We start from the raw sequence: 24941 nt of genomic DNA on the forward strand, positions 1-24941 counted from the left end.
TTACTGCCACATACAAGGCATGGGATCCTAATCCTGCGGGCCCTTTTCAGAAAACGCCCTCGTTTTGGCCCGCAACCAAATCAAGAACGCGGCCATCGCTCATTTTCAGGTTAGCCGGTCCATCAGACTCAATTGAGTACTCAACTGGCATGCCCGCAAGGCAAGCTGCATCCAGATCCAGTGTTGCACTGCCAACATTGGTGAGAGTCCCGTTGAGCACTGGTATCGCGGATACGGGCTGCTCCCCGGACTGATGACGGAAATTGCTGGCCCAGGGTGTCGGACTCTCGCCGACATCCGCTCCGGTTTCGAAGACCACCTCGGCATCCCCACACCCAAGCGAATGCAGATCAACCTGGGCTGGAAGTGCTTCCCGGGCCCGTAATTCGCTGATCCAGTAGGCGCGATCATGAACAATGTCCAGCTCTGGATAATCGAAACGGGGGTCGAACAGGTAAGAGACCCTGGAGGGATTGGATACCCTGACCCAGTCAGCGCTCAGTTCCGCCTCTTTGGCCCAGTCATCGAAGAAAAGAAAGGTCAGATGTTCCGCAACCGGATGCAAATAGAATTCATAGTCAATGCCGGGTGTCGCTGCCAGGCGGCTGGCAATAGCCAGTGCCTGTTGGATCTGCACCAGCTCGTCCGCCCCCGCGTAGAGGTGAGCACTCGGTACGTGCCGCAGATTGCCCAGGTAATCGATGACGTTTTCGGTACCGGTTTTTGGGTCGGCAATGCTGCCCAACAGTGACGAAATGACCGGGCGCAACAACGTATCGCCAGCGTCAGACAGTAGCTTATCAACAGTCGGTTCAGCACTCGGAAGGTTTAGCAAGTCACCGGTGTGTCCAACCCAATTCACCATCCCGGCAAACTTGTCCGGGTAATGGGTGGCCATGTGCAATGCTCCGAATCCGCCCATGGAGTATCCCGATGCAAAGACCCGTTCCTCATCAATGGTGTGAGCGGATGAAATGTCCGCCATGACATCCAGCACATCACGCTCGGAAGCTCCGGTATAAAATCCGTAGGGCCCCCGGCCAAGCGGAGCCACCATGATCCGGTTCAGATTATCGGCAAACTGACGCTGCATGTTCGATTGGTTGATCTGGCTGGCGTGATTCGCTTCACAGCCGTGCATCACGACCATCAGTCCGGGCGGCTGATCTTCGCTCGTCACCTGTTCAGGGACATAAACACCATAGGGCTGATATTTACCCAGGTAATTAAAGGACTGGCCACAGAAGGTTCCACCACCATCCCGACCAGGCTCGCCGGGAATTGAAATGCCCTCGCCCAACGGGTAATGAGAGGTGTAGACGCGCTGATGAAACCCTGTCGCAGCTGGCTGCTCTCGGGTCGCTCCCCGCCTCAGGTCCATAACGTCCACCGTTTCAGAGAAGGGCGTAATATCCCCTGTGGCGAGCACCTGGGCCTGGTTGTCTTCCCAGAAATTACCGGACCCCGACAGGAACTGATTGGGTCCACCGTCTGCCTTGGCCTGTTCCTGCCTTCCCCGATAAGCGACATTCATGACGGTACCGTCCGGCTGTGCAACAGCAGCCTGGATACGCCACTGCTCACCCGCGGGGAGATCGGCCTCAATCTCGATCAGATTGGTTTCAGGATCGCCATCATCACTGACGAAGAGGTGATCCCAGCCATCACTGCGAATATCAAGGTCGCCCCAGTGACCTCCGCCACTGGTTGAATCACCGTCACTGTCGATGGCCACCCCAAGAATGGCATCATTAGGGTTGATCAGGGTATTCAGTTCCGCCTGGATAAGAAGACGGTTGCCATCAATCTCCAGCGTCAGGCGAACAAGGTCGGCGGTGTTCTCAAGCCCTTGCGGATACCGTTGATCCCCTGCCGTTGGCGACAATAGCCCGGGAGTATTGGCAACCGGTTGACCCGCACTGCCACCACGATTCAACACATTAAGCAGAGTGGGATCCAGCGAAATCAACCCGTTATCGGCGCCATAGTCGTCGTAGATATAGTCGTAATAGACGAGAGTGCCGTTGCAGAGCTCAGTTGTGCCCGCCACCCAACTGTTCTTGAAACAATCGGGAGCCGACTTTTCGGCGATTTCTGACGCAACGTCGGATGGGCCAGTGTCGGGGGGATCTGATACATCGCTATTGCCTCCGCCACAAGCGGCAAGAGCAACGCTCAAAGCCATGATTAACGCATTCTTATTATTGTTCATCGAGCACACCTGTTTTTGTTAACTGCTGACGATTCACTGAGTGGAGACCGGAGCCCCAAACTAGAACTGTGATCAGGTTAACAAAAACGGGCGATACCAATGATTCAATGCGGGCCACAGATCAAAGGCTGCAACCCGCGCAGGTCGAAGTCGGTCAGCCGGAACCCAGGGAATCTGACCCCGTTTATTCCACCGTCACACTCTTCGCCAGGTTCCGTGGCTGATCCACGTCTGTGCCTTTCAGTACCGCCACATGATAGGACAGCAGCTGAAGCGGAACGGTGTAGACGATCGGCGCGGTGATTGCGTGAACCGAAGGCAACTGCATCACGTGGATGCCATCCTGGGCCTTCACATCAGCCGCCTTGTCGGCAAACACGAACAGTTCGCCCCCTCGTGCGCGGACTTCTTCCAGGTTGGATTTCAGTTTTTCCACTAAGTCATTGTTGGGCGCAACCGTGACCACCGGCATGTCGCTGTCGACCAGCGCCAGCGGTCCGTGCTTGAGCTCGCCCGCCGGATAGGCCTCGGCGTGGATATAGGAGATTTCCTTCAGCTTTAGCGCGCCTTCCAGGGCTACCGGGAACTGTGAGCCCCGCCCCAGGAACAGGCTGTGGTGCTTGTCCATGAACGCCCGGGACATTTCCTCAATTTCGGCATCCAGCGCCAGTATCTGGTCGACCTGACCTGGCAACAGGTGAATGGCTTCCACGATCTCTGCTTCGGCTTCAGCGGACAGTCCATTGTGGCGCGCCAATGCCAGCGTAAAGATCAGCAGGGCGGTCAATTGAGTGGTGAACGCCTTGGTGGAGGCAACACCGATCTCCGGGCCGGCCTGGGTCATGATCACCAGGTCAGATTCCCGTACCAGGGAGCTGCCCGGCACGTTACAGATCGCCAATGCTGCGCGGAACCCCGCCTTCTTGGCTTGTCTCAGAGCGGCCAGAGTATCGGCGGTTTCACCGGACTGGGAGATGCACAGGAACAGGGTGTCAGGCTGTATAACATGTTTGCGGTAACGGAACTCGGATGCCACCTCAACCGAACAGGGAACCCCGGCCAGTTCTTCGATCCAGTACCTCGCCACCATGCCTGCGTGGTAACTGGTGCCGCAGGCAATGATCTGAACGTGACGGACGTTCTCTAGCAGTTTTCCCGCAGAGGTGCCCAGCGCCTGTTCCAGCACCCTGGTGTCGGTCAGTCGACCTTCCATGGTGGCCTTGATCACCCGTGGCTGCTCATAGATTTCCTTGAGCATGAAGTGGCGGTATTCGCCCTTGTCGGCGGAGTCCGCACCGTGTTCGAAACGGGTAACCGGGCGCTCCACGATTCTGCCATCACGGTCATGGATCTCGACACGATCACGACGGACATCGGCAATGTCGCCCTCTTCCAGGAACATGAATCGGTCGGTAACAGGCAACAGCGCCAACTGATCCGAAGCGATGAAATTCTCGCCAATACCTACGCCGATCACCAGCGGGCTGCCTTCACGGCAGACCACCAGATGGTCAGGCTCATCGGCATGGACCACCGCCAGGGCGTAGGCACCCCGAAGAAGGCCAATGGCGGATTTCACCGCATCGTACAGATTGCCCTGGTCACGGTAGTGCTTCTCAATCAGGTGGGCGACCACTTCGGTGTCGGTCTGGGAAGTAAACTCAAAGCCTTCGGCTTTCAGGCCTTCCCGCAGCTCCTGATAGTTCTCAATGATGCCGTTGTGGACGATGGCGAGGCGGTCACCGGACATGTGGGGGTGGGCATTCAGGCGGGACGGTTCGCCGTGGGTTGCCCAGCGGGTATGGGCAATACCCACCGTGCCATCCAGAGCGTTGGCACCAATGGCGTCTGCCAGTGCTGCGACCTTGCCCACTTCCCGGGCGCGTTGCACGGTATTGCCACCATCCATGACCGCCATACCGGCGGAATCGTATCCCCGGTATTCAAGCCGGCGCAGGCCTTCCAGAAGAATGCCCTGGACCTCACGTTCCGATACCGCACCTACAATGCCACACATGTTTTATTCACCTGTCAGATAGTTTTCTGTGTTTCGGGTCAATCAGGACTTCTTGACCGGTCGGTCCCAGTCCGCAATGTTGCGCTGGCGACCACGGGCGACCGCAAGTTCCCGATCAGACACATCACGGGTAATGGTGGAACCGGCACCAATAGTGGCGCCCTCAGCGACCGTTACCGGCGCCACCAGGGACGTATTGGAGCCCACAAACACACCATCCCCAATCGTTGTCTGATGCTTGTTCACACCATCATAATTGCAGGTGATGGTCCCTGCACCCACATTCACATTACGGCCCAGAGAGGCATCACCCACGTAACTGAGGTGATTTATCTTGCTGCCCTCACCCACAACCGCTTTCTTGGTCTCGACGAAGTTACCCACCTTGGTGTCATCGGCCAGACGGGTGCCCGGACGCAGACGGGCAAACGGTCCTATCTGGGCATTGGCACCGATTTCGGCGCCTTCGATGACCGAATGGGCCTGGATCTTAGCGCCAGCGGCAATCTTCGCATCGCGGATCACACAACCCGGCCCGATCGAGACACCATCGGCCAACTCAACATCACCTTCAAACACCACGTTGACGTCAATGAGGATGTCATTGCCGATGGACAGGTTACCACGCACATCAATGCGGGCGGGATCGGCGAGTGTGGCGCCTTCCGTCATCAGACGGTCCGCTTCCCGGCGCTGATACCAGCGCTCCAGTTCCGCAAGCTGCAGGCGGTTATTCACACCTTGCACCTCAAAGGCATCCCCAGGCTGGGACACGGAGACCTGCATGCCATGCTCGACAGCCATGGCAATGATATCGGTCAGGTAGTACTCGCCCTGGGCGTTGCGGTTGGAAAGCTGGGGCAACCAGTCTTTCAGCCGACGGGCCGAGACCGCGAGAATGCCGGTATTCACTTCGCGGATCTGCTGCTGGGCTTCACTGGCGTCCTTTTGTTCAACGATGGAGGTCACCTTGCCCTCACTGTCGCGGATGATCCGGCCATAGCCGTTGGGGTTGTCCATGGTCACTGTCAGCAGGCCCAGGGTGTCGTTATCGATCTTCGACACCAGCGCTTCCAGAGTCCCGGCGCCGGTTAATGGTACATCGCCGTAGAGCACCAGTACCCTGGCGTCATCGGGCAAGTCCGGTAATGCCTGCGCCACGGCGTGGCCGGTTCCAAGCTGTTCCTGCTGCAGCACCCAGTTTACCGGCTGTTGCGAGGTCGCGGCCTTGACCTGATCGGCACCATGGCCGATCACCGCATGGATCTGCTCGGCCTCTAGCTGACGGGCGGTCACAATGACATGATGGAGCATGGGGCGACCAGCCACGGCGTGGAGAACCTTGGGCAGGGCGGATTTCATTCTGGAACCCTGGCCGGCGGCCAGAATGACAACGTGTAGCGGGCTCATGGAAACGTCAGGCTCCCGGGTGTTAATTGTCTTCGGTTAAAAAAAAACCGCATCCCTTGATGGCTGGAGCGCCAACGCCAAGCGTTGGAACTCCAGCCACTCAGGATGCGGCTTTGGTGTTCGGTAATCCCGAAACCCGGCTGCTTAGCGCATTTTATTGCGCAGCTGCTGGATCGTACGAAGCTGGGCAACAGCTTCTGCCAGCTCTGCAGCGGCACGGGAGAACTCGAATTCACCGGTCTTGTCGGCAAGTGCTTTCTCGGCTTCTTTCTGAGCTTCGAGTGCGGCAGCTTCGTCCACATCCTTTGCACGAACCGCGGTATCAGCCAGCAAAGTCACCAGATTGGGCTGGACCTCCAGATATCCGCCGGACACGTAAAGAATTTCTTCCTCACCGCCCTGCTTGATAATCCGAACGGGACCAGGCTTCAGCTCGGTCAGCAGCGGCGTGTGACCCGGGCTAATACCCAGGTCACCTTCAGAGCCCGCTGCGATCAGCATTTCTACCAATCCGGAATAGATCTTTGTTTCGGCACTTACCACATCACAATGCACGGTCATACCCATGTCAGTTGCCTCTTTGATCGATCCGGAAACAAGTGCTTCGGCTCAGATTAAGCTTTCGCCTTGCTCTTCATTTCCTTCGCTTTCTCGACCGCTTCCTCAATAGTACCAACCATGTAGAATGCCTGCTCGGGCATATCGTCATAGTCACCGTTGAGGATGCCCTTAAAGCTGCTGATGGTTTCCTTCAGGGAAACGTACTTACCGGGGGAACCGGTGAATACTTCAGCAACGTGGAACGGCTGGGACAGAAAACGCTCGATCTTACGGGCACGGGCTACGGTCAGCTTATCTTCTTCTGACAGTTCGTCCATACCCAGGATGGCGATGATGTCTTTCAGCTCCTTGTAGCGCTGCAGATTGGTCTGCACGCCACGGGCCACTTCGTAATGCTCATGACCGATAACCAGCGGATCCAGCTGACGCGAGGTGGAATCCAGTGGATCGATCGCCGGGTAGATACCCTTGGAAGCGATATCACGGCTCAGTACAACGGTGGCGTCCAGGTGCGAGAACGTGGTCGCCGGAGACGGGTCAGTCAAGTCATCCGCCGGTACGTAGACCGCCTGGATAGACGTGATGGAGCCAGTCTTGGTGGACGTAATACGCTCCTGCAGCTCACCCATCTCCTGGGCCAGTGTCGGCTGGTAACCTACCGCAGACGGCATACGACCCAGCAGTGCAGATACCTCGGTACCCGCCAGAGTGTAACGGTAGATGTTGTCCACGAACAACAGGACGTCACGGCCTTCGTCACGGAACTTCTCGGCCATGGTCAGACCGGTCAGGGCCACACGCAGACGGTTTCCGGGAGGCTCGTTCATCTGCCCGTATACCATCGCAACCTTGTCCAGTACGTTGGAGTCCTTCATCTCGTAGTAGAAGTCGTTACCCTCACGGGTACGCTCACCTACGCCGGCGAATACGGACAGACCGGAGTGCTCTTTCGCGATGTTGTTGATAAGTTCCATCATGTTAACGGTCTTACCAACACCGGCGCCGCCGAACAGGCCAACCTTACCACCCTTGGCGAACGGACAGATCAGGTCGATAACCTTGATGCCCGTTTCCAGCAGGTCGGCAGAGGCAGACTGATCTGCATAGCCAGGTGCCTTGCGGTGGATAGCCCAGCGCTCTTCTTCGCCGATCTCGCCCTGTTCGTCGATGGGACGACCCAGAACATCCATGATACGGCCCAGGGTCTGGGTACCAACCGGTACCGAAATTGCCTTGCCGGTATTCTCTGCTTTCAGGCCACGCTTCAGGCCTTCGGTGCTGCCCATCGCGATGGTACGAACAATGCCGTCACCCAGCTGCTGCTGGACTTCCAGAGTTGTTTCGCCACCTTCAAGCAGCAGTGCGTCATACACGTTGGGTACGGAGTCACGTGGGAATTCCACGTCGATAACCGCGCCAATGATCTGAACGATTTGTCCGCTACTCATGCTCGGTTCCTCGTTATCTTGATAGTCAATAAAACCAGTTGGATTGCTGGCGGGATCAGACCGAAGCCGCGCCGCTCACAATCTCCGAAATCTCTTGGGTGATGGCTGCCTGACGTGCCTTGTTGTAAGCCAGCTGAAGCTCGTCGATGATGCCACCGGCGTTATCAGTTGCGCTCTTCATGGCAATCATCCGGGCTGCCTGTTCACATGCCAGATTTTCTACCACACCCTGGTACACCTGGGATTCAATGTAACGTGGCAGAAGGCCATCGAGGATCTGCCTGGCATCGGGCTCGTAGAGATAATCCCACTGGTTCTTGATCTCTTCTTCGTCTTCCCCCGGAGGCAGCGGCAGAATCTGCTCGACCTGCGGGGTCTGCGTCATGGTATTTTCGAACTCGTTGCTGACCAGATACAAACGATCGATCTTGCCTTCCGAGAACGCATCCAGCATGACTTTGACGTTGCCGATGAGTTTGTCAGAGCTCGGGCTGTCCCCCAGATGGGTCAGCGCCGCAACGACGTTACCGCCGTAGCTCTTGAAGAAAGAAGCACCTTTCTGTCCGATGGCGCACAGATCAGCCTCTACTCCTTTCTCCTTCCACGCTCGCATGTCACGGACAAGCGCTTTGAACAGGTTGACGTTCAGACCACCACACAGGCCACGGTCAGTCGACACCACAATATAGCCCACGCGTTTTACTTCGCGCTCGACCATAAATGGGTGCTTGTACTGAACGTTTGCCTTGGCAATGTGCCCGATAACCTGACGCATCTTTTCGGCATAAGGGCGAGTCGCCTTCATGCGTTCCTGAGCCTTGCGCATCTTGCTCGCCGCCACCATTTCCATGGCGCTGGTGATCTTCTGCGTGCTCTTGATGCTTGAAATCTGGTTACGTATTTCTTTGCCGACGGCCATAACTCACTGCCTTCTCAAGTTAGACACTCGTTGCTCAAAAATCGGCCTGCAACTCGTTGCAGGCCCATTTATTACCAGCTCTGAGTGGTCTTGAATTTCTCAAGTGCAGCTTTCAGGCCGGCAGCGATTTCGTCGTTGTAATCGCCTTTCTCGTTGATCTTGTCGAGAAGTTCTTTCTGTTCGGAGCGCATCCAGTCAAGCATCTGCGCTTCAAACTTAACAACCTTCTCAACATCAACGTCGTCCAGGAAGCCTTCGTTGGCTGCAAACAGAACCGTACCCATTTCAGCCACAGACATCGGGCTGTACTGGTTCTGCTTCATGAGTTCCGTTACACGCTGACCGTGCTCAAGCTGCTTACGGGTTGCTTCGTCAAGGTCGGAAGCAAACTGGGCGAAAGCGGCCAGTTCACGATACTGGGCCAGGGCCAGACGGATGTTACCGCCGAGCTTCTTCATGATCTTGGTCTGGGCGGAACCACCAACCCGGGATACGGAGACACCGGCGTTCATCGCCGGGCGGATGCCGGAGTTGAACAGGTTGGTTTCCAGGAAGATCTGGCCGTCGGTGATCGAGATCACGTTGGTCGGTACGAACGCGGATACGTCACCGGCCTGGGTCTCGATGATCGGCAGCGCGGTCAGGGAACCGGTCTGGCCTTTCACTTCACCGTTGGTCAGCTTCTCAACGTAATCGGCGTTCACGCGGGATGCGCGCTCCAGCAGACGTGAGTGCAGGTAGAAAACGTCACCCGGATACGCTTCACGGCCCGGCGGACGACGCAGCAGCAGGGAAATCTGACGATAAGCCACAGCCTGCTTGGACAGATCATCGTAGATGATCAGGGCGTCTTCACCACGGTCACGGAAGTATTCACCCATGGAGGTACCGGCGTACGGTGCCAGGAACTGCATGGAAGCAGGATCGGCAGCACCGGCGGCAACCACGATGGTGTGGTCCATGGCGCCGTGCTCTTCCAGCTTGCGCACAACAGCGGCAATGGAAGACTGCTTCTGACCGACGGCAACGTAGATACACTTGATGCCGGAGTCTTTCTGGTTGATGATCGCGTCGATCGCTACAGCGGTCTTACCGATCTGACGGTCACCGATGATCAGCTCACGCTGGCCGCGGCCGATCGGTACCATGGTATCGATGGCTTTCAGACCAGTCTGGACCGGCTCGTCTACCGACTGACGTGCGATAACGCCCGGTGCCACTTTCTCGACCGGGGAGGTCAGGTCAGTGCCCAGATCGCCCTTGCCGTCGATCGGGTTACCCAGACCGTCGACAACGCGCCCCATCAGCTCCGGACCAACCGGAACTTCCAGGATACGACCAGTACAACGAACTTTCTGACCTTCAGCCAGACCTTCGTAGTCACCCAGTACAACCGCACCCACGGAGTCACGCTCCAGGTTCAGGGCCATACCGAATATGCCGTTGGCAAATTCAATCATCTCACCGTACATAACGTCGGCGAGACCGTGGATCAGTACGATACCGTCAGAAACCGACAGGATCGTACCTTCGTTTTTTGCTTCGGAAGAGATATCGAGTTTCTCGATTCTCTTCTTGATGATGTCACTGATCTCGGATGGATTCAGTTGCTGCATGCCAATATCCTCAAACCTTGTGCTGAAATCAGGAGCCCAGAGCGTCGGCCAGCTTGGTCAGCTTTCCGCGTACAGAGGCGTCAATGACCAGATCGCCGGTGCGAATGATCGCGCCACCAATCAGAGACTTGTCCATTGACGCTGCGAGTGACACTTTCCGCTCGAGTTTCTTGGAGAGCGCCTGGGCGAGCTGCTGTTGCTGTTCGTCCGTCAGCTCGAAAGCTGCGGTTATTTCAATACCAACAGTGCGCTCCAGATCAGCCCGGTACGTGTTGAAGAGCGCTGCAATCTCGGGAAGAAGAGGCAGCCGGCGGTTTGCCGCCAGCACTGCGAAGAAGTTACGCACCTGCTCCGTGACGCCGTCTTCGACGACCTCCAGAATCAGATCGGCTTTCTTCTGCTCTTCCAGCTCCGGATTCGCGAGAAGCTGTCGAATGTCTTCGTTCGCGGTGACCTGTCCGGCAACCGTCAGCACCTGGGACCACTCAGCCAGTTGTTCGTGCTCCTGAGCGGCGGCAAATGCTGCTTTTGCGTATGGACGGGCCAGCGTTCTCAGTTCTGCCATGATGAACCTCGTCGTTTAAAGTTCTGCCGCCAGTTTTTCCAACATCTCGTTGTGCTTGGAGGCATCGACAGAGGTTTCCAGGATCTTCTCAGCACCAGCGATTGCAATGGCGGCAACTTCCCCACGCAGAGCATCACGAGCCTGATTACGCTCCTGTTCAATTTCGGCCTTGGCCTGCTCAATCAGCTTCTGGCCTTCCTTGCGGGCGTCATCCTTGGATGCTTCCACAATTTGGGCAGCGCGCTTGTTGGCCTGTTCAATAAGGCCGGCGGCTTGCTGCTTGGCTTCACGCAGTTCCTGAGCTGACTTTTCCTGAGCCAGTTCCAGATCGCGCGATGCGCGGTCTGAGGCAGCCAGTCCGTCAGCGATCTTCTTTTGACGCTCCTGCAGGGCAGCCATAATCGGCGGCCAAACGTACTTCATGCAGAAGACGACAAAGATAAAGAACGCGATGGCTTGACCAATCATCGTCAAATTAATGTTCACGTCTTCACCTCTCGCCTGTTTTGTTAAGAATCATCTGACCGGGGCATAACCCCGGCTCTGGCGACTCGATTAACCGGCGATCTGGCCGACAAACGGGTTGGCGAAAGTGAAGAACAGTGCGATACCAACACCGATCATGGTTACGGCGTCCAGCAGACCTGCAACAATGAACATTTTAACCTGCAGCATCGGGGTCATTTCCGGCTGACGCGCAGCGCCTTCCAGGAACTTGCCACCGAGGATACCAAAGCCAATCGCAGTACCCAGGGCACCCAGGCCAATCAGCAGTGCAACGGCAATCGCGGTCATTCCAACTACAGTTTCCATGATAACTCCCAGTTTTCAGTTTAGGTTTTCAGTTTAAGGGTTAAGGGTTTAAAACTACGGCTCAGTGCTGCCCGATCAGTGATTGTCCTCGTGAGCCATGCTCAGGTACACGATGGTCAGCATCATAAAGATGAATGCCTGCAGGGTAATGATCAGAATGTGGAAGATCGCCCAGGGCACAGACAGAGTCCACTGTGCCCACAGCGGCAGCAGTGCAATCAGGATAAAGATCAGCTCGCCGGCGTACAGGTTACCGAACAGACGCAGGGCCAGTGAAATCGGCTTGGCCAGCAGGCTCACGCCTTCCAGCAGCAGGTTCACCGGAATCAGCAGAACCTTCAGGAAAAGGTTGTCGGAGGAGAACGGATGCAGGGTCAGCTCGCCCAGGAAGCCGCCTACGCCTTTGACTTTCACGCTGTAGTAGATGATCAGCGCAAACACAGACAGGGACATGCCCAGAGTGACGTTAACGTCTGTGGTCGGAACGACCTTCATGTATTCCAGACCCATCAGGTGGAACAGCTGCGGCAGGAAATCTACCGGTACCAGGTCCATCAGGTTCATCAGGAACACCCAGCAGAAAATCGTCAGGGCAAGGGGAGCGATAACCTTGTTCCTGCCGTGGAAGGTTTCCTTCACGCTGGTATCGACAAATTCGATCATGACTTCGACGAAGTTCTGCAGCCCGCCAGGCTGGCCGGACGTAGCACGCTTGGCCGCCATACGGAACAGGATCAGGAAAATCAGACCCAGGCCGACGGCCCAGCCCAGCGAATCCACGTGCACTGCCCAAAAGCCCATATCGGAGGCTTCGGCGGCGTTGTGCGCCATGGTCCAGGTGCTCTCTTCGATTACGGTTCCGTCGGCACGCTCATAGCCTGCCGGCAGTTTACCGTAGGTAAGGTTCTGGAGGTGATGCTGGATATATTCGGATGCACTTCCTGCCATAACGGTTTCCCAGGTCCTGTTAGCTTTGCTGCGTATTGCTGCCCGCCAGAAGCGGTGTCAACCAATTGGTGACCAGCATGATCGCAAATGTTAAAAAAAGTGCCGCTATATCAAGCGGCTGAATCCATTTGAACACCATCGTGAAGAGGATGGCGCACAGGATGAGCTTGCCGGCCTCACCCTGGTAAAAAGAACTCATGATCTTCTTGGCAGACCGCGCGCCGGAGTAGCGGAATGCCTTGAGCGCAAAGTAACCGTGGGGCAGTAGAAAAATAAGTCCGCCCAGAAGCGCTGAATAACCGGAAACCTGACCACGAAAAAGAAACGCCAGGCTCACGAAGACAAGTACCACACTTTCTATTACAAACCATCGTGCGATGGGCGGACGGCCGATACCGCCAGGAGCTGCCTTCGTCATGTTTTTCCCGTGAATACGGTGCCTTGGTCCGGTGCCGTTTAAAAAATAAGCAAATACACCGATACGAGCGCCGCAGATTATATGTGTTCAATGTGCACGAATCAACAAAACCAAACCCTCGCCAACCCGCGAGAAACGGCAGAATCTCTGACTCCACGCCTTTTCTGACACAAATAGGCGCCTACTCAAATTTTCACCACTACATGTTGTGTGCGATTTTTAAAAGAGACTTTCGTAGGTGGACCAGAGATGTAGAAAAATAGGCCGGTTTACTTGATATGGCCCAAAATACCATCCAGTTCGTCCAGGGAACTGTATTGTATGACCAGCTTGCCCTTACCTTTCTGACCGTGGTCGATGGATACCCGGGCACCCAGTCGCTCGGCCAGGTCGTCCTGCAGTGCGCGGATATTCGGATCCACTTCGCCCCTGGGCTTCTTACGATCCGGGGTTTCCTGCTGCACGCGGCGGACCAGGGCCTCGGTCTGACGCACCGACAGGGACTTGGCCACCACTTGCTTGGCCACCTGCATCTGCTGTTCCGGCTGCAAAGTCAGCATCGCGCGGCCGTGCCCCATCTCCAGATCGCCGTGTTCCAGCATCAGGCGGACGTCTTCGGTCAGACCAATCAGGCGCAACAGGTTGGTGATGGTCGTGCGGCTTTTACCCACCGCTTCCGCGACCTGGGACTGGGTCAGGCCGAACTCGTCCTGTAGCCGCTGCAGGGCAAACGCTTCTTCAATGGGATTGAGGTTTTCGCGCTGGATGTTTTCGATCAGCGCCATGGCAATGGCGGCTTCATCCGGCACATCACGGATGATCGCCGGAATGCTGTCCAACTCCGCCATCTGGGTGGCTCGCCAGCGACGTTCGCCGGCGATCAGTTCGTAGCGACCCTCGGCGATGGGGCGGACAACCACCGGCTGCATGACGCCCTGCTGACGAATCGAGTCCGCCAGTTCCTGCAGGGCGGCCGGGTCCATATCACGACGGGGCTGGTAACGACCACGCTGGATCAGGTCGATCGGTACTTCGCGGAGTTCGCCATCGTGGTCATGGAGTTCCTGACCCAGATTGACCTTGGAACCCTGTAGCAGGGCGCCCAGTCCGCGTTCACCCAGTCCTCGTTTCTTCGCCGCCATGGTGTTTGTCATTCTTCCCGATGAAAATCAATGTGCAAAGGAGCCGTAGTTTACACGGCAACCGACGTGGATGTCTTTTGCGCTTTGTGACGACGGACCATTTCACCGGCCAACGCCAGATAGGCCACGGCCCCCTTGGAGGCACGATCGTATTTCAGTGCCGGCACGCCGTAGCTGGGCGCTTCCGCCAGGCGTACATTACGGGGAATCACCGCCCGGTAGACCTTGTCACCAAAGTACTCGCTGAGCTGACCGGATACGTCGAGCGTCAGACTGTTGCGGGGATCGTACATGGTACGCAGGATACCTTCGACCTGCAGGTTGGGGTTCACCGTTTCCTGTATCTGCTCGACCGTGTTCATCAGGGCTGCCAGGCCCTCCAGGGCATAATACTCACACTGCATGGGAATCAACACGGTATCGGCGGCAGACAGGGCATTGACGGTCAGCAGGCTGAGGGATGGCGGGCAGTCGATGAGGATGTAATCGTAATTGTCACGAACGGTATTGAGGGCCAGGCGCAGACGGTGTTCACGGCCGATCTCGTTCATCAGCTCCACTTCCGCGGCGGTCAGGTCGCCATTGGCAGGCAACAGGTCAAAACCGGAGGCCTCCGCCAGGAACGTCACTTCGGCGGCGGTGGCACGCTTGGTCAGCATGTCGTAACCGGACAGTTCCAGGGCATTTTTATCCACACCGCTGCCCATGGTGGCGTTACCCTGGGGATCCATATCCACCAGCAATACCCGGCGCTTGGTCGCAGCCAGAGAGGCGGCAAGATTCACGCAGGTGGTGGTTTTACCCACACCGCCTTTCTGATTGGTCACTGCAATCACGCGCGCCATGTCTTGCCTCCTTGATACTGAATTACTGGGGTTGCCCTGCCCGGCTGATTACCAGCAGGTGCCGTTCGCCGTCTGAGGCGGGTACGGTCAACGGATGACGGGATTTTACCTGCCAACCGGCCGGAAGCGCAGCTACTTCATCATCCGGATACTGACCTTTCATGGCAAGGAACTCACCGTCATTTGCCAACACATCCCCGCACCAGGCCACCAGGTTCTCCAGTGCGGTAAAGGCACGGCTGCTGATCTGGCTGAAACGGAGATCCGGACCGCAGCTTTCCGCCCGCCCGTGAATCACGTCAACATTGTCCAGGCCCAGCTCCAGCACACACTGGGTCAGGAACCGGGTTTTCTTGCTGTTACTGTCGAGCAGGGTAAACCGCTTGTCCGGCAGGGCAATCGCCAGGGGAATTCCGGGCAGTCCGCCGCCGGCGCCCACGTCCAGCAGATGGTCCGTGGTCACAAACGGCAGGATGCTCAGGCTGTCGAGCAGCTGGCGCGACACCATCTCCCGCGGATCACGCACCGCTGTGAGATTGTAGGCCCGGTTCCACTTGTTCAACAATGCCAGGAAGGCCAGCAACTGCTGTTGCTGGTGTGCGCTGAGATCAAGTCCCATGTCAGCCAGCCCGTCCTCGAGCTGGCGCTGCCAGAGTGCGTCACTCATAAGCGCGGATCAGGCCGATTGCTTGCGCAACAGGTCACGCTTTTTCAGATGGACCAGCAGCTGGGACACTGCCGCCGGGGTCACGCCCTGGATACGGGAGGCCTGGGCCACAGTTTCCGGGCGGACGGTCTTAAGCTTCTGCTTGATCTCGTTGGACAGGCCGCCAATGGCATCGTAGTCCAGATCCACCGGCAGCGCGGTGTTCTCGTTACGACGCAGGCGCTCAATCTCGTCGGTCTGACGGGAGATATAGCCTTCGTACTTGATCTCGATTTCCACCTGATCGGCCACCACCGGATCGTCCGCCTGCGCCGCGCCAATCTCGGCCACGTGCTTGTAGGCAATCTCGGGACGACGCAGCAGTTCCGCCAGCGACTGGTCACGGCTCATCGGCTGTTTAAGGAACCCGTTGGCCCGTTCGCCGGCGTCCGTATTCGGATGAATGCGGGTGGATTCCAGGCGACTGCGCTCGGTGGCGATGGCTTCGCGCTTGTCGTTGAACTTCTGCCAGCGGTCGTCGCTCACCAGACCCAGCTTGCGACCGGTTTCGGTCAGACGCAGGTCGGCATTGTCTTCCCGCAGGATCAGCCGGTATTCGGCACGGCTGGTAAACATGCGATAGGGCTCGGAAGTGCCCATGGTAATCAGGTCGTCCACCAGCACGCCCAGGTAGGCCTCGTCGCGGCGCGGATACCATTGCTCCTTGTCCTGGGCTTTCAGCGCAGCATTGATGCCCGCCAGCAGGCCCTGGGCGCCAGCCTCCTCGTAGCCGGTGGTGCCATTGATCTGGCCGGCAAAATACAGCCCCTGGATAAACTTGGTTTCCAGGGTATGGCGCAGATCCTGGGGGTTCAGGAAGTCATACTCGATGGCGTAACCCGGCCGGGTAATGTGAGCGTTCTCGAACCCCGGAATGGAGCGCACCGCCGCCAGCTGGATATCAAACGGCAGGCTGGTGGAAATGCCATTGGGGTAGAGCTCGTTGGTCGTCAGCCCTTCCGGCTCCACAAAGATCTGGTGGGAATCCTTGTCGGCAAAACGATTAACTTTGTCCTCGATGGACGGGCAATAACGGGGACCAATACCTTCGATGTTACCGGCAAACATCGGCGAACGGTCGAAGCCGCTGCGGATGATGTCGTGGGTCTCCTCGGTGGTCCGGGTGACGTAACAGCACATCTGCTCGGGATGCTGGTCCCGGCTGCCGATGAACGACATGACCGGCGTGGGATCATCCCCCCACTGCTCCTGCATCACCGAGAAATCCACAGACCGGGCGTCGATCCGTGGCGGGGTGCCGGTCTTCAGACGGCCAACGTTGAACGGCAGTTCCCGCAGGCGTTTGGCCAGGGCGTTGGCCGGTGCATCACCAGCGCGGCCGCCGGAATGCTGCTGCATGCCGATGTGGATAACGCCACCGAGGAAGGTACCGGTGGTCAGCACCACGGTCCGGGCATTGAAGCGGATACCGGTCTGGGTGACCACGCCGGTGACCTGATCGTTTTCCACAATCAGATCGTCCGCCGCCTGCTGGAACAGCGTCAGATTGGGCTGGTTTTCCAGGGTATGGCGAATGGCCGCCTTGTACAGTACCCGATCCGCCTGGGCGCGGGTGGCCCGCACCGCAGGCCCTTTGCGGCTGTTAAGCACGCGGAACTGGATACCGGCCTGATCCGTAGCCTCGGCCATGGCGCCGCCCAGAGCGTCGATTTCCTTGACCAGATGACTCTTGCCAATGCCGCCAATGGCCGGATTACAGGACATCTGCCCCAGGGTCTCAATGTTGTGGGTCAGCAGCAGGGTTTGCGAACCCATACGTGCGGCCGCCAGCGCGGCCTCGGTACCGGCATGGCCACCACCAATGACAATGACATCGAAACGGCTCGGAAAATCCACAGTTCACCTCGGAAATCGGGGGATAAAAACAGGGCGGGGAGTATAACGCCTTACCCCGGAAATTGCAGTCAGAATGTGCAAATTTTAACCAGATCGGCTTGCAAGGGAAACCGGCACCCGTGCCAACCATGCAGAAGAGGCCACGGGGCATGCCTGTCGGGACATTAGTCAAATAGAAATCTTTATACTTTCAGTGGCTTGGAATGCTCTTCTCAGAAAAGTTTTCAAGAAAGTTATCCACATGAAAGAACACTTATCAAACAGCCCAGATATCACCTTAAGTTATTGTTTTATCGTACCTAAATTTTATTCATCCAAAGTTTATCCGTGGCTTATTCAAACTTTTATCCACAAGAATGCCGCCCCTCCGGTCAGAAATCGTCAGCGCGTTTCTGCGGCGCCGCCGCCAGCCCCTGCCCGCCCCCGGTCTGACCAGCCTGCTTTTCCAGCTCCACCGCCACCGCATTAGTGGATTTGGCGAAACGTGCCAGCAGGTTGTACAGCACAGGGATAATGAACAGGGTCAGAGTGGTGGCGAACACCAGCCCACCGAGGATAACCACACCGATAGAGGCGCGGCTTTCAGCACCCGCACCCGTGGCAAGCACCAGCGGTATGGCGCCAAACACCGTGGAAATCGTGGTCATCAACACCGGCCGGAACCGCAGGCTGGCCCCCTCCAGTATCGCGTCCCGCACGTCATAGCCCTTGTCCCGGAGCTGGTTGGCAAACTCCACAATCAGGATGCCGTTCTTGGCCATCAGTCCCAGCAGCATGACGATGCCAATCTGGCTGTATATATTCAGGCTGATGCCAGCCCAGAACAGGGCGAACAGCGCACCGGTCACCGCCAGGGGCACCGACAGCATGATAATCAGCGGGTGTATCCAGCTTTCAAACTGCGCCGCCAGCACCAGGAACACGATGACGAAGGCCAGCCCAAAGGTCAGGTAAATGGCGGCAGAGGAATCCTGGAACTCGCGGCTGAGGCCCTTGTAGCTGATGCGGGCCTCCGGCGGCAGATTATCCACAGCCAGGTTATTCAGGTATTCCAGAGCGGATCCCAGATCGTAACCGTCAGCCAGGGAACCACTGATCACCACCGCCGGCAGACGGTCGATCCGCCTCAGGTCCGGGTTAGCACCAATTTCGCGCACGGACACCAGGGCTTCCATGGGAATCAGCTCGCCCCCCTCGCGGGGACGGAGAAACACCTGCCCGAGGTCCTCCGGCGTGGCCCGGTCGGCGTCCGCCGCCTGCACGATGACGTCGTATTCCCGGCCACGATCGATGTAGGTGGTGACCTGACGGGAAGCCAGCATGGTCTGCAGGGTCAGCCCCACATCTTCAACCGTGATGTCCAGATCCGCGGCTCGTTCACGGTCGATATTGACCCGCAACTCCGGTCGGGTCAGCTCAAAATCCGTGTCCAGATTGAGCAGGTTCGGATTGTCTTTTGCCCGCTCTTTGAGTTCCTCACTCCAGGCCTGTACCGACTCATAATCGGGACCGCCGACCACGATTTCCACCGGCTGGTTGAACCCCCGCTGCCCCAGCCCTGGCGGGTTGATCGCCACGGCACGGATACCGGGAATACTGGCCAGTTTGCCACGGAGCTCGCTGGTGACCTGCTGCTGTTTGATATCACGTTGTTCCCAGGGAGTGAGGCCCATGATCATGAAGGCATTGTCCGCCTCATTACGGAACCCGACGATGGAGAGCAGACGGTCGGCAACCCCCTGCTCAAGGTAGGGAAGTAACTGTTCCTCAGCCTTTTTCACGTGATGATCGGTGTATTCCACCGTCGACCCCCGCGGTGCGCTGACCGGCATGATAATCACACCCCGGTCTTCGACAGGCGCCAGTTCCTGGGGCAGCTTGGGAAACACCACCGCAATCAGCACCATGCCCACCAGCCCGAGACCAAGCAGCAATCCCGGTTGGCGCAGCGAGAACCGCAACAGGCGCTCATAACCACGGGTCAGGCCGGTCAACACCTTCTCGGTGGCGCTCCAGAGCCGGTGACCCTCTTCGGTTTCCGGACTGTGTTTCAGCCACTTGGAACAGAGCATCGGTGTCAGGGTCAGTGCCACCAGGCTGGACACCACCACGGCGGCCGCCAGGGTAAAGCCGAATTCCGCGAACAGGCGACCAATATTGCCCCCCATGAACGAGATAGGGACAAACACCGCAACCAGCGTAAGAGTGGTGGCTATGACCGCAAACGCCACCTGCTTGGCACCGCGGTAGGAGGCCAGTAAGGGCGGCTCGCCGTCATCAATACGACGCTGGATGTTCTCGAGCATGACGATGGCATCGTCCACCACCAGACCGATGGCAAGGATCACCGCCAGAAGGGTCAGCACGTTGATGGAAAAACCCAGGGCTCCCAGACCGATGAATGCACCGATCACCGCCACCGGGATGGTCACGGCAGGGATCAGTGTTGCCCGCCAGGAGCGCAGGAACACGAAAATCACCAGGATCACCAGCGACACGGCGATGCCCAGGGTGATCATCACTTCCTTGATGGAGGCGCGGATGAAGATGGATTCGTCGTAGCTTTCAGCAATAGTGACTTCCGGTGGCAGGGTTCGCCGGATACTCTTCAATTCCTCCTGAACCCGGTCCGACACCGCCACCGTGTTCGACTTGGACTGCCGGATCACCCCCATACCGATGGCGGTCTGACCGTTGGCCCGCAGGCGACCGGTATCGGATTCGACCCCCATCTGGACGTTGGCCACCTCGCCAAGGCGCAGCAGGTTGTTACCGTCGCGGCGGATCACCAGTTCACGGAACTCTTCCACTGTGGATAACCGGCCCTCGGCCCTTACCGTAAAGTCCCGGGTGGAAGACTCCACCGAGCCCGCCGGCAGTTCGACGTTATTGGAGCGCAACGCGCGCTCAACTTCCGCCACGGTAATGTCTCGCGCCGCCAGCCGTTCCCGGTCCAGCCAGATACGAATGGCATAGCGGCGCTCACCGCCAATACGCACATCGGCCACACCATCCAGCACCGAGAGCCGGTCCGCCAGCACCCGGTCGGCAAAATCACTCAGTTCCGCGCTGTCCCAGACGTCGCTGCGGAGCGTTATCCACATCATCGGGCGGGCATCGGAATCGGCCTTGCTCACCACCGGCGGGTCGGCTTCATCGGGGAGTTCGTTGCTGATCCGGGACACCGCATCACGGACATCATTGGCGGCGATGTCCACATTGCGGGAGGTATTGAATTCGATGCTGGTGCGGGATTCACCCTGCTCGGTGCTGGACTCAATGGAACGGATGCCCTCGATACCGCTGATCGCGCCCTCAATCACCTGGGTGATCTGGGTATCCACCACTTCGGCGGCGGCGCCAGTATAGTCGGTGGATATCGACACCACCGGCGGATCGATGTCCGGGTACTCCCTCACCGGCAATCCCAGCAGGGCCGCCAGGCCGAACACCAGGATCAACAGGCTAAGAACGGTGGCAAAGACCGGGCGCTTGATTGACACATCGGACAGGATCACGGATTACGACTCCAGCGAGGTGGCAAAGCGGTTGTCCGGAATCGCCTTGTCGTCTTCCACCACCTCGATACGATCGCCACTACTGAGGCGATCCTGGCCGGTAATGATCACCGGATCATCCTCGGACAGACCGTCCGACACTTCCACCCACCCCGGCTGACGGGCGCCCAGGGTGACAGGCACGCGCCGCGCCTTGCCGTCTTCGGCAACAAACACATACTTGTCGGCACCGCGCATCAGTACCGCCTGTTCCGGAATCACCAGGGCCTCGCGCTCACGCAGGGTGAGACTGGCCGACATGAACTGCCCGGGGCGCAGCTTGCCGCCCGGATTGTCGATCAGCGCCCGCACCGGCAGGGTACGGCTCAGTTCGCTGATGCGAGTACCCAGCTCCGCAAGTTCACCGCTGAAGGTTTCCCCCGGGTAGGTCGGAGACTGCCCCTGCACTCGCTGGCCCAAACTGATCTGCCCCAGGAATCGTTCCGGGATGGCAAAACCCAGCTCCATACGATCCGTGGAATCCAGGGTCGCAACGGCGGTGCCGGAGCCCAGGTAGGCTCCCATACTGATATCATTCAGACCCACCACCCCGGTGAACGGCGCGGTGATACGATGATTGTCCAGACGGGTGCGCGCTGACTCCAGCTGGGCCTGGGCCACATCCAGCGAGGTACGCAATTCATCCACCTGGGACTGGGAAATACTGTTGTTTGAACGCAGGCTCCGGGCCCGCTCAAACTGACGCCGGGCATCGGCTACCCGGGCTTCGGAAACCCGAACCTCGGCCCGCGCCTGGCGATCATCCAGACGAAGCAGCAGATCGCCCTGCTCCACGCGCTGGCCACTGCGCAGGTTCAGCTCAACGACACGACCACTGACCTCGGTGGTCAGTTCAATGGCATCCAGCGCTTTCAGACTGCCCACGGCATTTACCCGGTCCCGGACCGTTTCCAGACGGGGATTGGCAACGTTGACCACGCTTGCCGGCCGCACTCGCTGGTCGCCAGCAGCCGATCCCTGATCCAGATAACGGTAGGTAACCGTGCCGGCCACTGCCACAGCCACCAGAACCAGCGCAATCAGCCATTGCTTCAGCATACGTGTCTCTATCACTTATTGGTTTTGGGTGATCACCAACACCACTTCCCCCACATCCAATCCCCACTTACTCATGGTGGTCTGGTTGATGAGGGTGTCCGGTGTCACCAGGTACATCCAGTCGTCCATACGGACGTCGATGGTGCCATCACCGTATGGCACCCGTAATACATAATTCATATGGATGGTATTGCCCTGCCACCGCATGGTGCCTGGCTCTACCACGTCACCGGCGTCGGCATGGTAACCATCGTCGGAGGGCGTCAGTGTCCAGGTCCGGGTCTGTACTTCGCCGTCATCGAAGCGGAACTCCTCGTCCAGAGTACCGACTCCCCGGGCGTCCCAGCTGGCGTCGATCGTCGCGTCGAAGGTGCGGATGACAGTGCCCGACCAATCTTTGACCACGCCCCGTGCTGTCAGTTCGCCTTCAAAAAACTGTTCGGGAATCAGTTGAGGCTCGCGATCGCTGTAATCATCCAGCGAAGGCCCGGCGCAACCGGCCAGAACCAGTACCGACAACAATAACCACAAGGGCAATCGCGGGCCAGCCTGTTCAGCCGAAGGTCTGGGTATTTGCATGACTTTTACACTCCCGGTACAGAATTTATTGGCATGTTACCTTTGGAGAAATACGCTCATCGCGGGTTTTTCGATCAACACCGCATTGCGCCCGGTTCCGGCACCGTCATTTCAGCCAATTGTCCTTCCTGACAGTCCGACAGGCGGTTTTCGTCAATGGAACACCTGTTTGAATGCCGTAAAACATGACTTATCGGAAGGCCCAATGCCTTCCACCCGATTCCCTGACAGGACAGAGGTATTGTTATGCCGGTTTACAAGGCGCCCCTGCGCGACATGAAGTTTCTGCTGAATGATGTGTTTGACTACCCCAGTCATTACGCCTCCCTGAAAAGCGGTGAAAACGCCACGCCGGACATTGTTGAGGCCATTCTCAGCGAGTGCGGCAAGTTCTGCGAGGAAGTTCTCAGCCCACTGTATCAGCCCGGCGACGAAGAGGGCTGTAAACTGGAAGACGGTGTGGTCACCACCCCGAAGGGTTACAAGGAAGCCTACGAGCAGTATGCCATGGGCGGCTGGCAGGGACTGTCCGCGCCGGAAGAATACGGCGGTCAGGGACTGCCCGCCTCCATGGGCCTGCTGAAGCAGGAAATGATGGGCACCGCCAACTGGTCGTTCTCAATGTACCCGGGCCTGTCCCTCGGTGCCATGAACACGATTTACCTGCATGGCTCCGAGGACCAGAAACAAACCTACCTGACACCGCTGACGGAAGGGCGTTGGGGCGGCACCATGTGCCTGACCGAACCACAATGCGGTACTGACCTGGGCCAGGTCAAAACCAAAGCCGAACCCCAGGCGGACGGCAGCTACAAGCTCACCGGCACCAAGATTTTCATTTCCTCCGGTGACCACGACCTGACCGAAAATATTGTCCACATTGTGCTGGCACGCCTGCCGGATGCGCCCAAGGGCACCAAGGGCATCAGCCTGTTTATCGTTCCCAAGTTCCTGCCGGACGGTAACGGCGGTGTCGGCGAGCGCAACGGCGTGACCTGTGGCAGCCTGGAAAAGAAAATGGGCATCAAGGCATCCGCAACCTGCGTGATGAATTTCGATGAGGCCACCGCTTTCCTGATCGGACCCGAGAACGAAGGTCTGAACTGCATGTTCACCTTCATGAACTCCGCCCGGATTGGTACCGCCATCCAGGGTGTCGGCCCTGCGGAACTGTCCTATCAGTGGGCACTGGACTACGCCAAGGAGCGCCGCTCCATGCGCGCGCTGTCCGGCAAGAAAGATCCGGAACATGTCGCCGATGCACTGATTCACCACGCCGATGTGCGGCGCATGCTGCTGACCCAGAAAGCCATCGCCGAAGGCGGACGCGGGATGCTGTATTACGCCGCACGGGTGGCCGATCATATGGTGGAAGGGTATGCCGAAGGTGACGAGAAGAAAGCCGACAAGTACGACGACAAGCTCGGTTTCCTGACGCCGATCCTCAAAGGCTTCCTCACCGAGCTGGGTAACGAGGCAGCGAATATTGGCATGCAGGTCTTCGGCGGCCACGGCTACATCCGTGAGCACGGCATGGAGCAGATCGCACGGGATACCCGCATTGCCACTCTGTACGAGGGCACCACCGGCATCCAGGCCCTGGACCTGCTGGGCCGCAAGGTTCTGCTGATGACCCAAGGCGGCGCGGTGCGCGAGTTCACCCTGATCATTGCCAACTTCGCCCGCAAGCATCTGACCGACAAGCGTCTGCGGCCGTTCGCGGTGGAACTGCTGAAGCTGACCGCACAATGGAACCTGCTGACCGTGCGCATCATGCTGGCCGCTCGCAAGGACCGGGATGTGGTCAGTGCCGCTGCCCACGATTTCCTGATGTACAGCGGTTACGTGTCCATGGCCTACATCTGGGCGCGTCAGGCGGCAGTCGCAGCCGACAAGCTGGACAATGGCGGAGATGAGTCCGAAGAGTTCTACAAGGCCAAACTGGCCACTGCGGAATTCTATTATGAGCGCCTGCTGCCCCGCGCACAGGCCCACGCCACCAGCATGCTCAGCCCCAGCAAGAACCTGATGCAGCTGGACGCGGAGGACATGAGCTTTACCGGCTGATCCTTCCAATACTGTCCCGAAAGAGGAGCCACCCGGCTCCTCTTTTTTTTGCCTCCCGCTCCCCTCTGTCCGTCAACCTAAGACAATCAAAAGGTTAACTGTCGCCTTTGGCAACATTGACATTGATTAATTAGTAATTGAGAATCATTCGCACCTTATTTATCGTTTGATGAACCATCTACCAACAAACGGACCATCCTGC

At 58.0% G+C, this 24941-nt stretch carries 20 protein-coding genes; 1 reads left to right on the forward strand and 19 read right to left on the reverse strand.

The window, feature by feature from the left end:
* Nucleotides 1-46 precede the first annotated feature (46 nt).
* From Q0Y21_RS14870 to Q0Y21_RS14960, 19 genes are all read right to left on the reverse strand, one after another.
* Nucleotides 47-2212: a prolyl oligopeptidase family serine peptidase gene (locus Q0Y21_RS14870; RefSeq protein WP_297797206.1), complete on the reverse strand. Its 2166-nt coding sequence runs from the start codon at nt 2210-2212 to the stop codon at nt 47-49.
* Nucleotides 2213-2396: 184 nt separating this feature from the next.
* The gene (gene glmS / locus Q0Y21_RS14875; RefSeq protein ID WP_297797207.1) at nt 2397-4229 is read right to left on the reverse strand and encodes a glutamine--fructose-6-phosphate transaminase (isomerizing); all 1833 of its coding nucleotides are present in this window, start codon (nt 4227-4229) and stop codon (nt 2397-2399) included.
* 42 nt (nt 4230-4271) lie between these two features.
* Nucleotides 4272-5639 carry a bifunctional UDP-N-acetylglucosamine diphosphorylase/glucosamine-1-phosphate N-acetyltransferase GlmU gene (glmU, locus tag Q0Y21_RS14880; RefSeq protein ID WP_297797209.1) on the reverse strand — a complete coding sequence of 456 codons (1368 nt, stop codon included), beginning with the start codon at nt 5637-5639 and terminating at the stop codon, nt 4272-4274.
* Nucleotides 5640-5783: 144 nt separating this feature from the next.
* On the reverse strand, nt 5784-6206 hold the full coding sequence (locus tag Q0Y21_RS14885) for a F0F1 ATP synthase subunit epsilon (protein ID WP_297797211.1): 423 nt from the start codon (nt 6204-6206) through the stop codon (nt 5784-5786).
* 47 nt (nt 6207-6253) lie between these two features.
* Nucleotides 6254-7648: a F0F1 ATP synthase subunit beta gene (gene atpD, locus Q0Y21_RS14890; RefSeq protein WP_297797212.1), complete on the reverse strand. Its 1395-nt coding sequence runs from the start codon at nt 7646-7648 to the stop codon at nt 6254-6256.
* Nucleotides 7649-7703: 55 nt separating this feature from the next.
* Nucleotides 7704-8567 carry a F0F1 ATP synthase subunit gamma gene (gene atpG / locus Q0Y21_RS14895; protein ID WP_297797214.1) on the reverse strand — a complete coding sequence of 288 codons (864 nt, stop codon included), beginning with the start codon at nt 8565-8567 and terminating at the stop codon, nt 7704-7706.
* A 71-nt stretch (nt 8568-8638) separates the two neighbouring features.
* Nucleotides 8639-10183, reverse strand: a complete 1545-nt coding sequence (gene atpA / locus Q0Y21_RS14900; protein ID WP_297797216.1) for a F0F1 ATP synthase subunit alpha — start codon at nt 10181-10183, stop codon at nt 8639-8641.
* Between the two features lie 28 nt (nt 10184-10211).
* A complete protein-coding gene (locus Q0Y21_RS14905; RefSeq protein WP_297797218.1) occupies nt 10212-10748 on the reverse strand; it encodes a F0F1 ATP synthase subunit delta in 537 nt (178 codons plus the stop codon).
* 15 nt (nt 10749-10763) lie between these two features.
* Nucleotides 10764-11234: a F0F1 ATP synthase subunit B gene (locus Q0Y21_RS14910; RefSeq protein WP_297797220.1), complete on the reverse strand. Its 471-nt coding sequence runs from the start codon at nt 11232-11234 to the stop codon at nt 10764-10766.
* Between the two features lie 69 nt (nt 11235-11303).
* Nucleotides 11304-11561: a F0F1 ATP synthase subunit C gene (gene atpE, locus Q0Y21_RS14915; protein ID WP_012138088.1), complete on the reverse strand. Its 258-nt coding sequence runs from the start codon at nt 11559-11561 to the stop codon at nt 11304-11306.
* 75 nt (nt 11562-11636) lie between these two features.
* Complete coding sequence (gene atpB, locus Q0Y21_RS14920) at nt 11637-12509, reverse strand: F0F1 ATP synthase subunit A (protein ID WP_297797222.1); 873 nt, start codon at nt 12507-12509, stop codon at nt 11637-11639.
* Nucleotides 12510-12528: 19 nt separating this feature from the next.
* Nucleotides 12529-12927, reverse strand: a complete 399-nt coding sequence (locus Q0Y21_RS14925) for a F0F1 ATP synthase subunit I (protein ID WP_297797224.1) — start codon at nt 12925-12927, stop codon at nt 12529-12531.
* A 269-nt stretch (nt 12928-13196) separates the two neighbouring features.
* A complete protein-coding gene (locus Q0Y21_RS14930) occupies nt 13197-14069 on the reverse strand; it encodes a ParB/RepB/Spo0J family partition protein (protein WP_297797226.1) in 873 nt (290 codons plus the stop codon).
* Nucleotides 14070-14119: 50 nt separating this feature from the next.
* Nucleotides 14120-14914 (reverse strand): ParA family protein, encoded by a 795-nt coding sequence (locus Q0Y21_RS14935; RefSeq protein WP_297797227.1) that lies wholly within the window; start codon nt 14912-14914, stop codon nt 14120-14122.
* Nucleotides 14915-14936: 22 nt separating this feature from the next.
* On the reverse strand, nt 14937-15581 hold the full coding sequence (gene rsmG / locus Q0Y21_RS14940; RefSeq protein ID WP_297797229.1) for a 16S rRNA (guanine(527)-N(7))-methyltransferase RsmG: 645 nt from the start codon (nt 15579-15581) through the stop codon (nt 14937-14939).
* Nucleotides 15582-15590: 9 nt separating this feature from the next.
* On the reverse strand, nt 15591-17477 hold the full coding sequence (gene mnmG / locus Q0Y21_RS14945; RefSeq protein WP_297797231.1) for a tRNA uridine-5-carboxymethylaminomethyl(34) synthesis enzyme MnmG: 1887 nt from the start codon (nt 17475-17477) through the stop codon (nt 15591-15593).
* A gap of 371 nt (nt 17478-17848) precedes the next feature.
* Nucleotides 17849-20995 carry an efflux RND transporter permease subunit gene (locus Q0Y21_RS14950; protein WP_297797233.1) on the reverse strand — a complete coding sequence of 1049 codons (3147 nt, stop codon included), beginning with the start codon at nt 20993-20995 and terminating at the stop codon, nt 17849-17851.
* 3 nt (nt 20996-20998) lie between these two features.
* On the reverse strand, nt 20999-22093 hold the full coding sequence (locus tag Q0Y21_RS14955; protein ID WP_297797234.1) for an efflux RND transporter periplasmic adaptor subunit: 1095 nt from the start codon (nt 22091-22093) through the stop codon (nt 20999-21001).
* 15 nt (nt 22094-22108) lie between these two features.
* Complete coding sequence (locus tag Q0Y21_RS14960; RefSeq protein ID WP_297797236.1) at nt 22109-22672, reverse strand: DUF3833 domain-containing protein; 564 nt, start codon at nt 22670-22672, stop codon at nt 22109-22111.
* A 246-nt stretch (nt 22673-22918) separates the two neighbouring features.
* Here Q0Y21_RS14960 and Q0Y21_RS14965 point away from each other — a divergent pair, with 246 nt between their 5' ends.
* Nucleotides 22919-24739, forward strand: coding sequence for an acyl-CoA dehydrogenase C-terminal domain-containing protein (locus Q0Y21_RS14965; protein WP_297797238.1), 1821 nt, complete (start codon nt 22919-22921; stop codon nt 24737-24739).
* Nucleotides 24740-24941: the final 202 nt, after the last annotated feature.

Origin of the sequence: uncultured Marinobacter sp., assembly GCF_947259545.1 — a bacterium.
Classification (GTDB): Bacteria; Pseudomonadota; Gammaproteobacteria; order Pseudomonadales; family Oleiphilaceae; genus Marinobacter.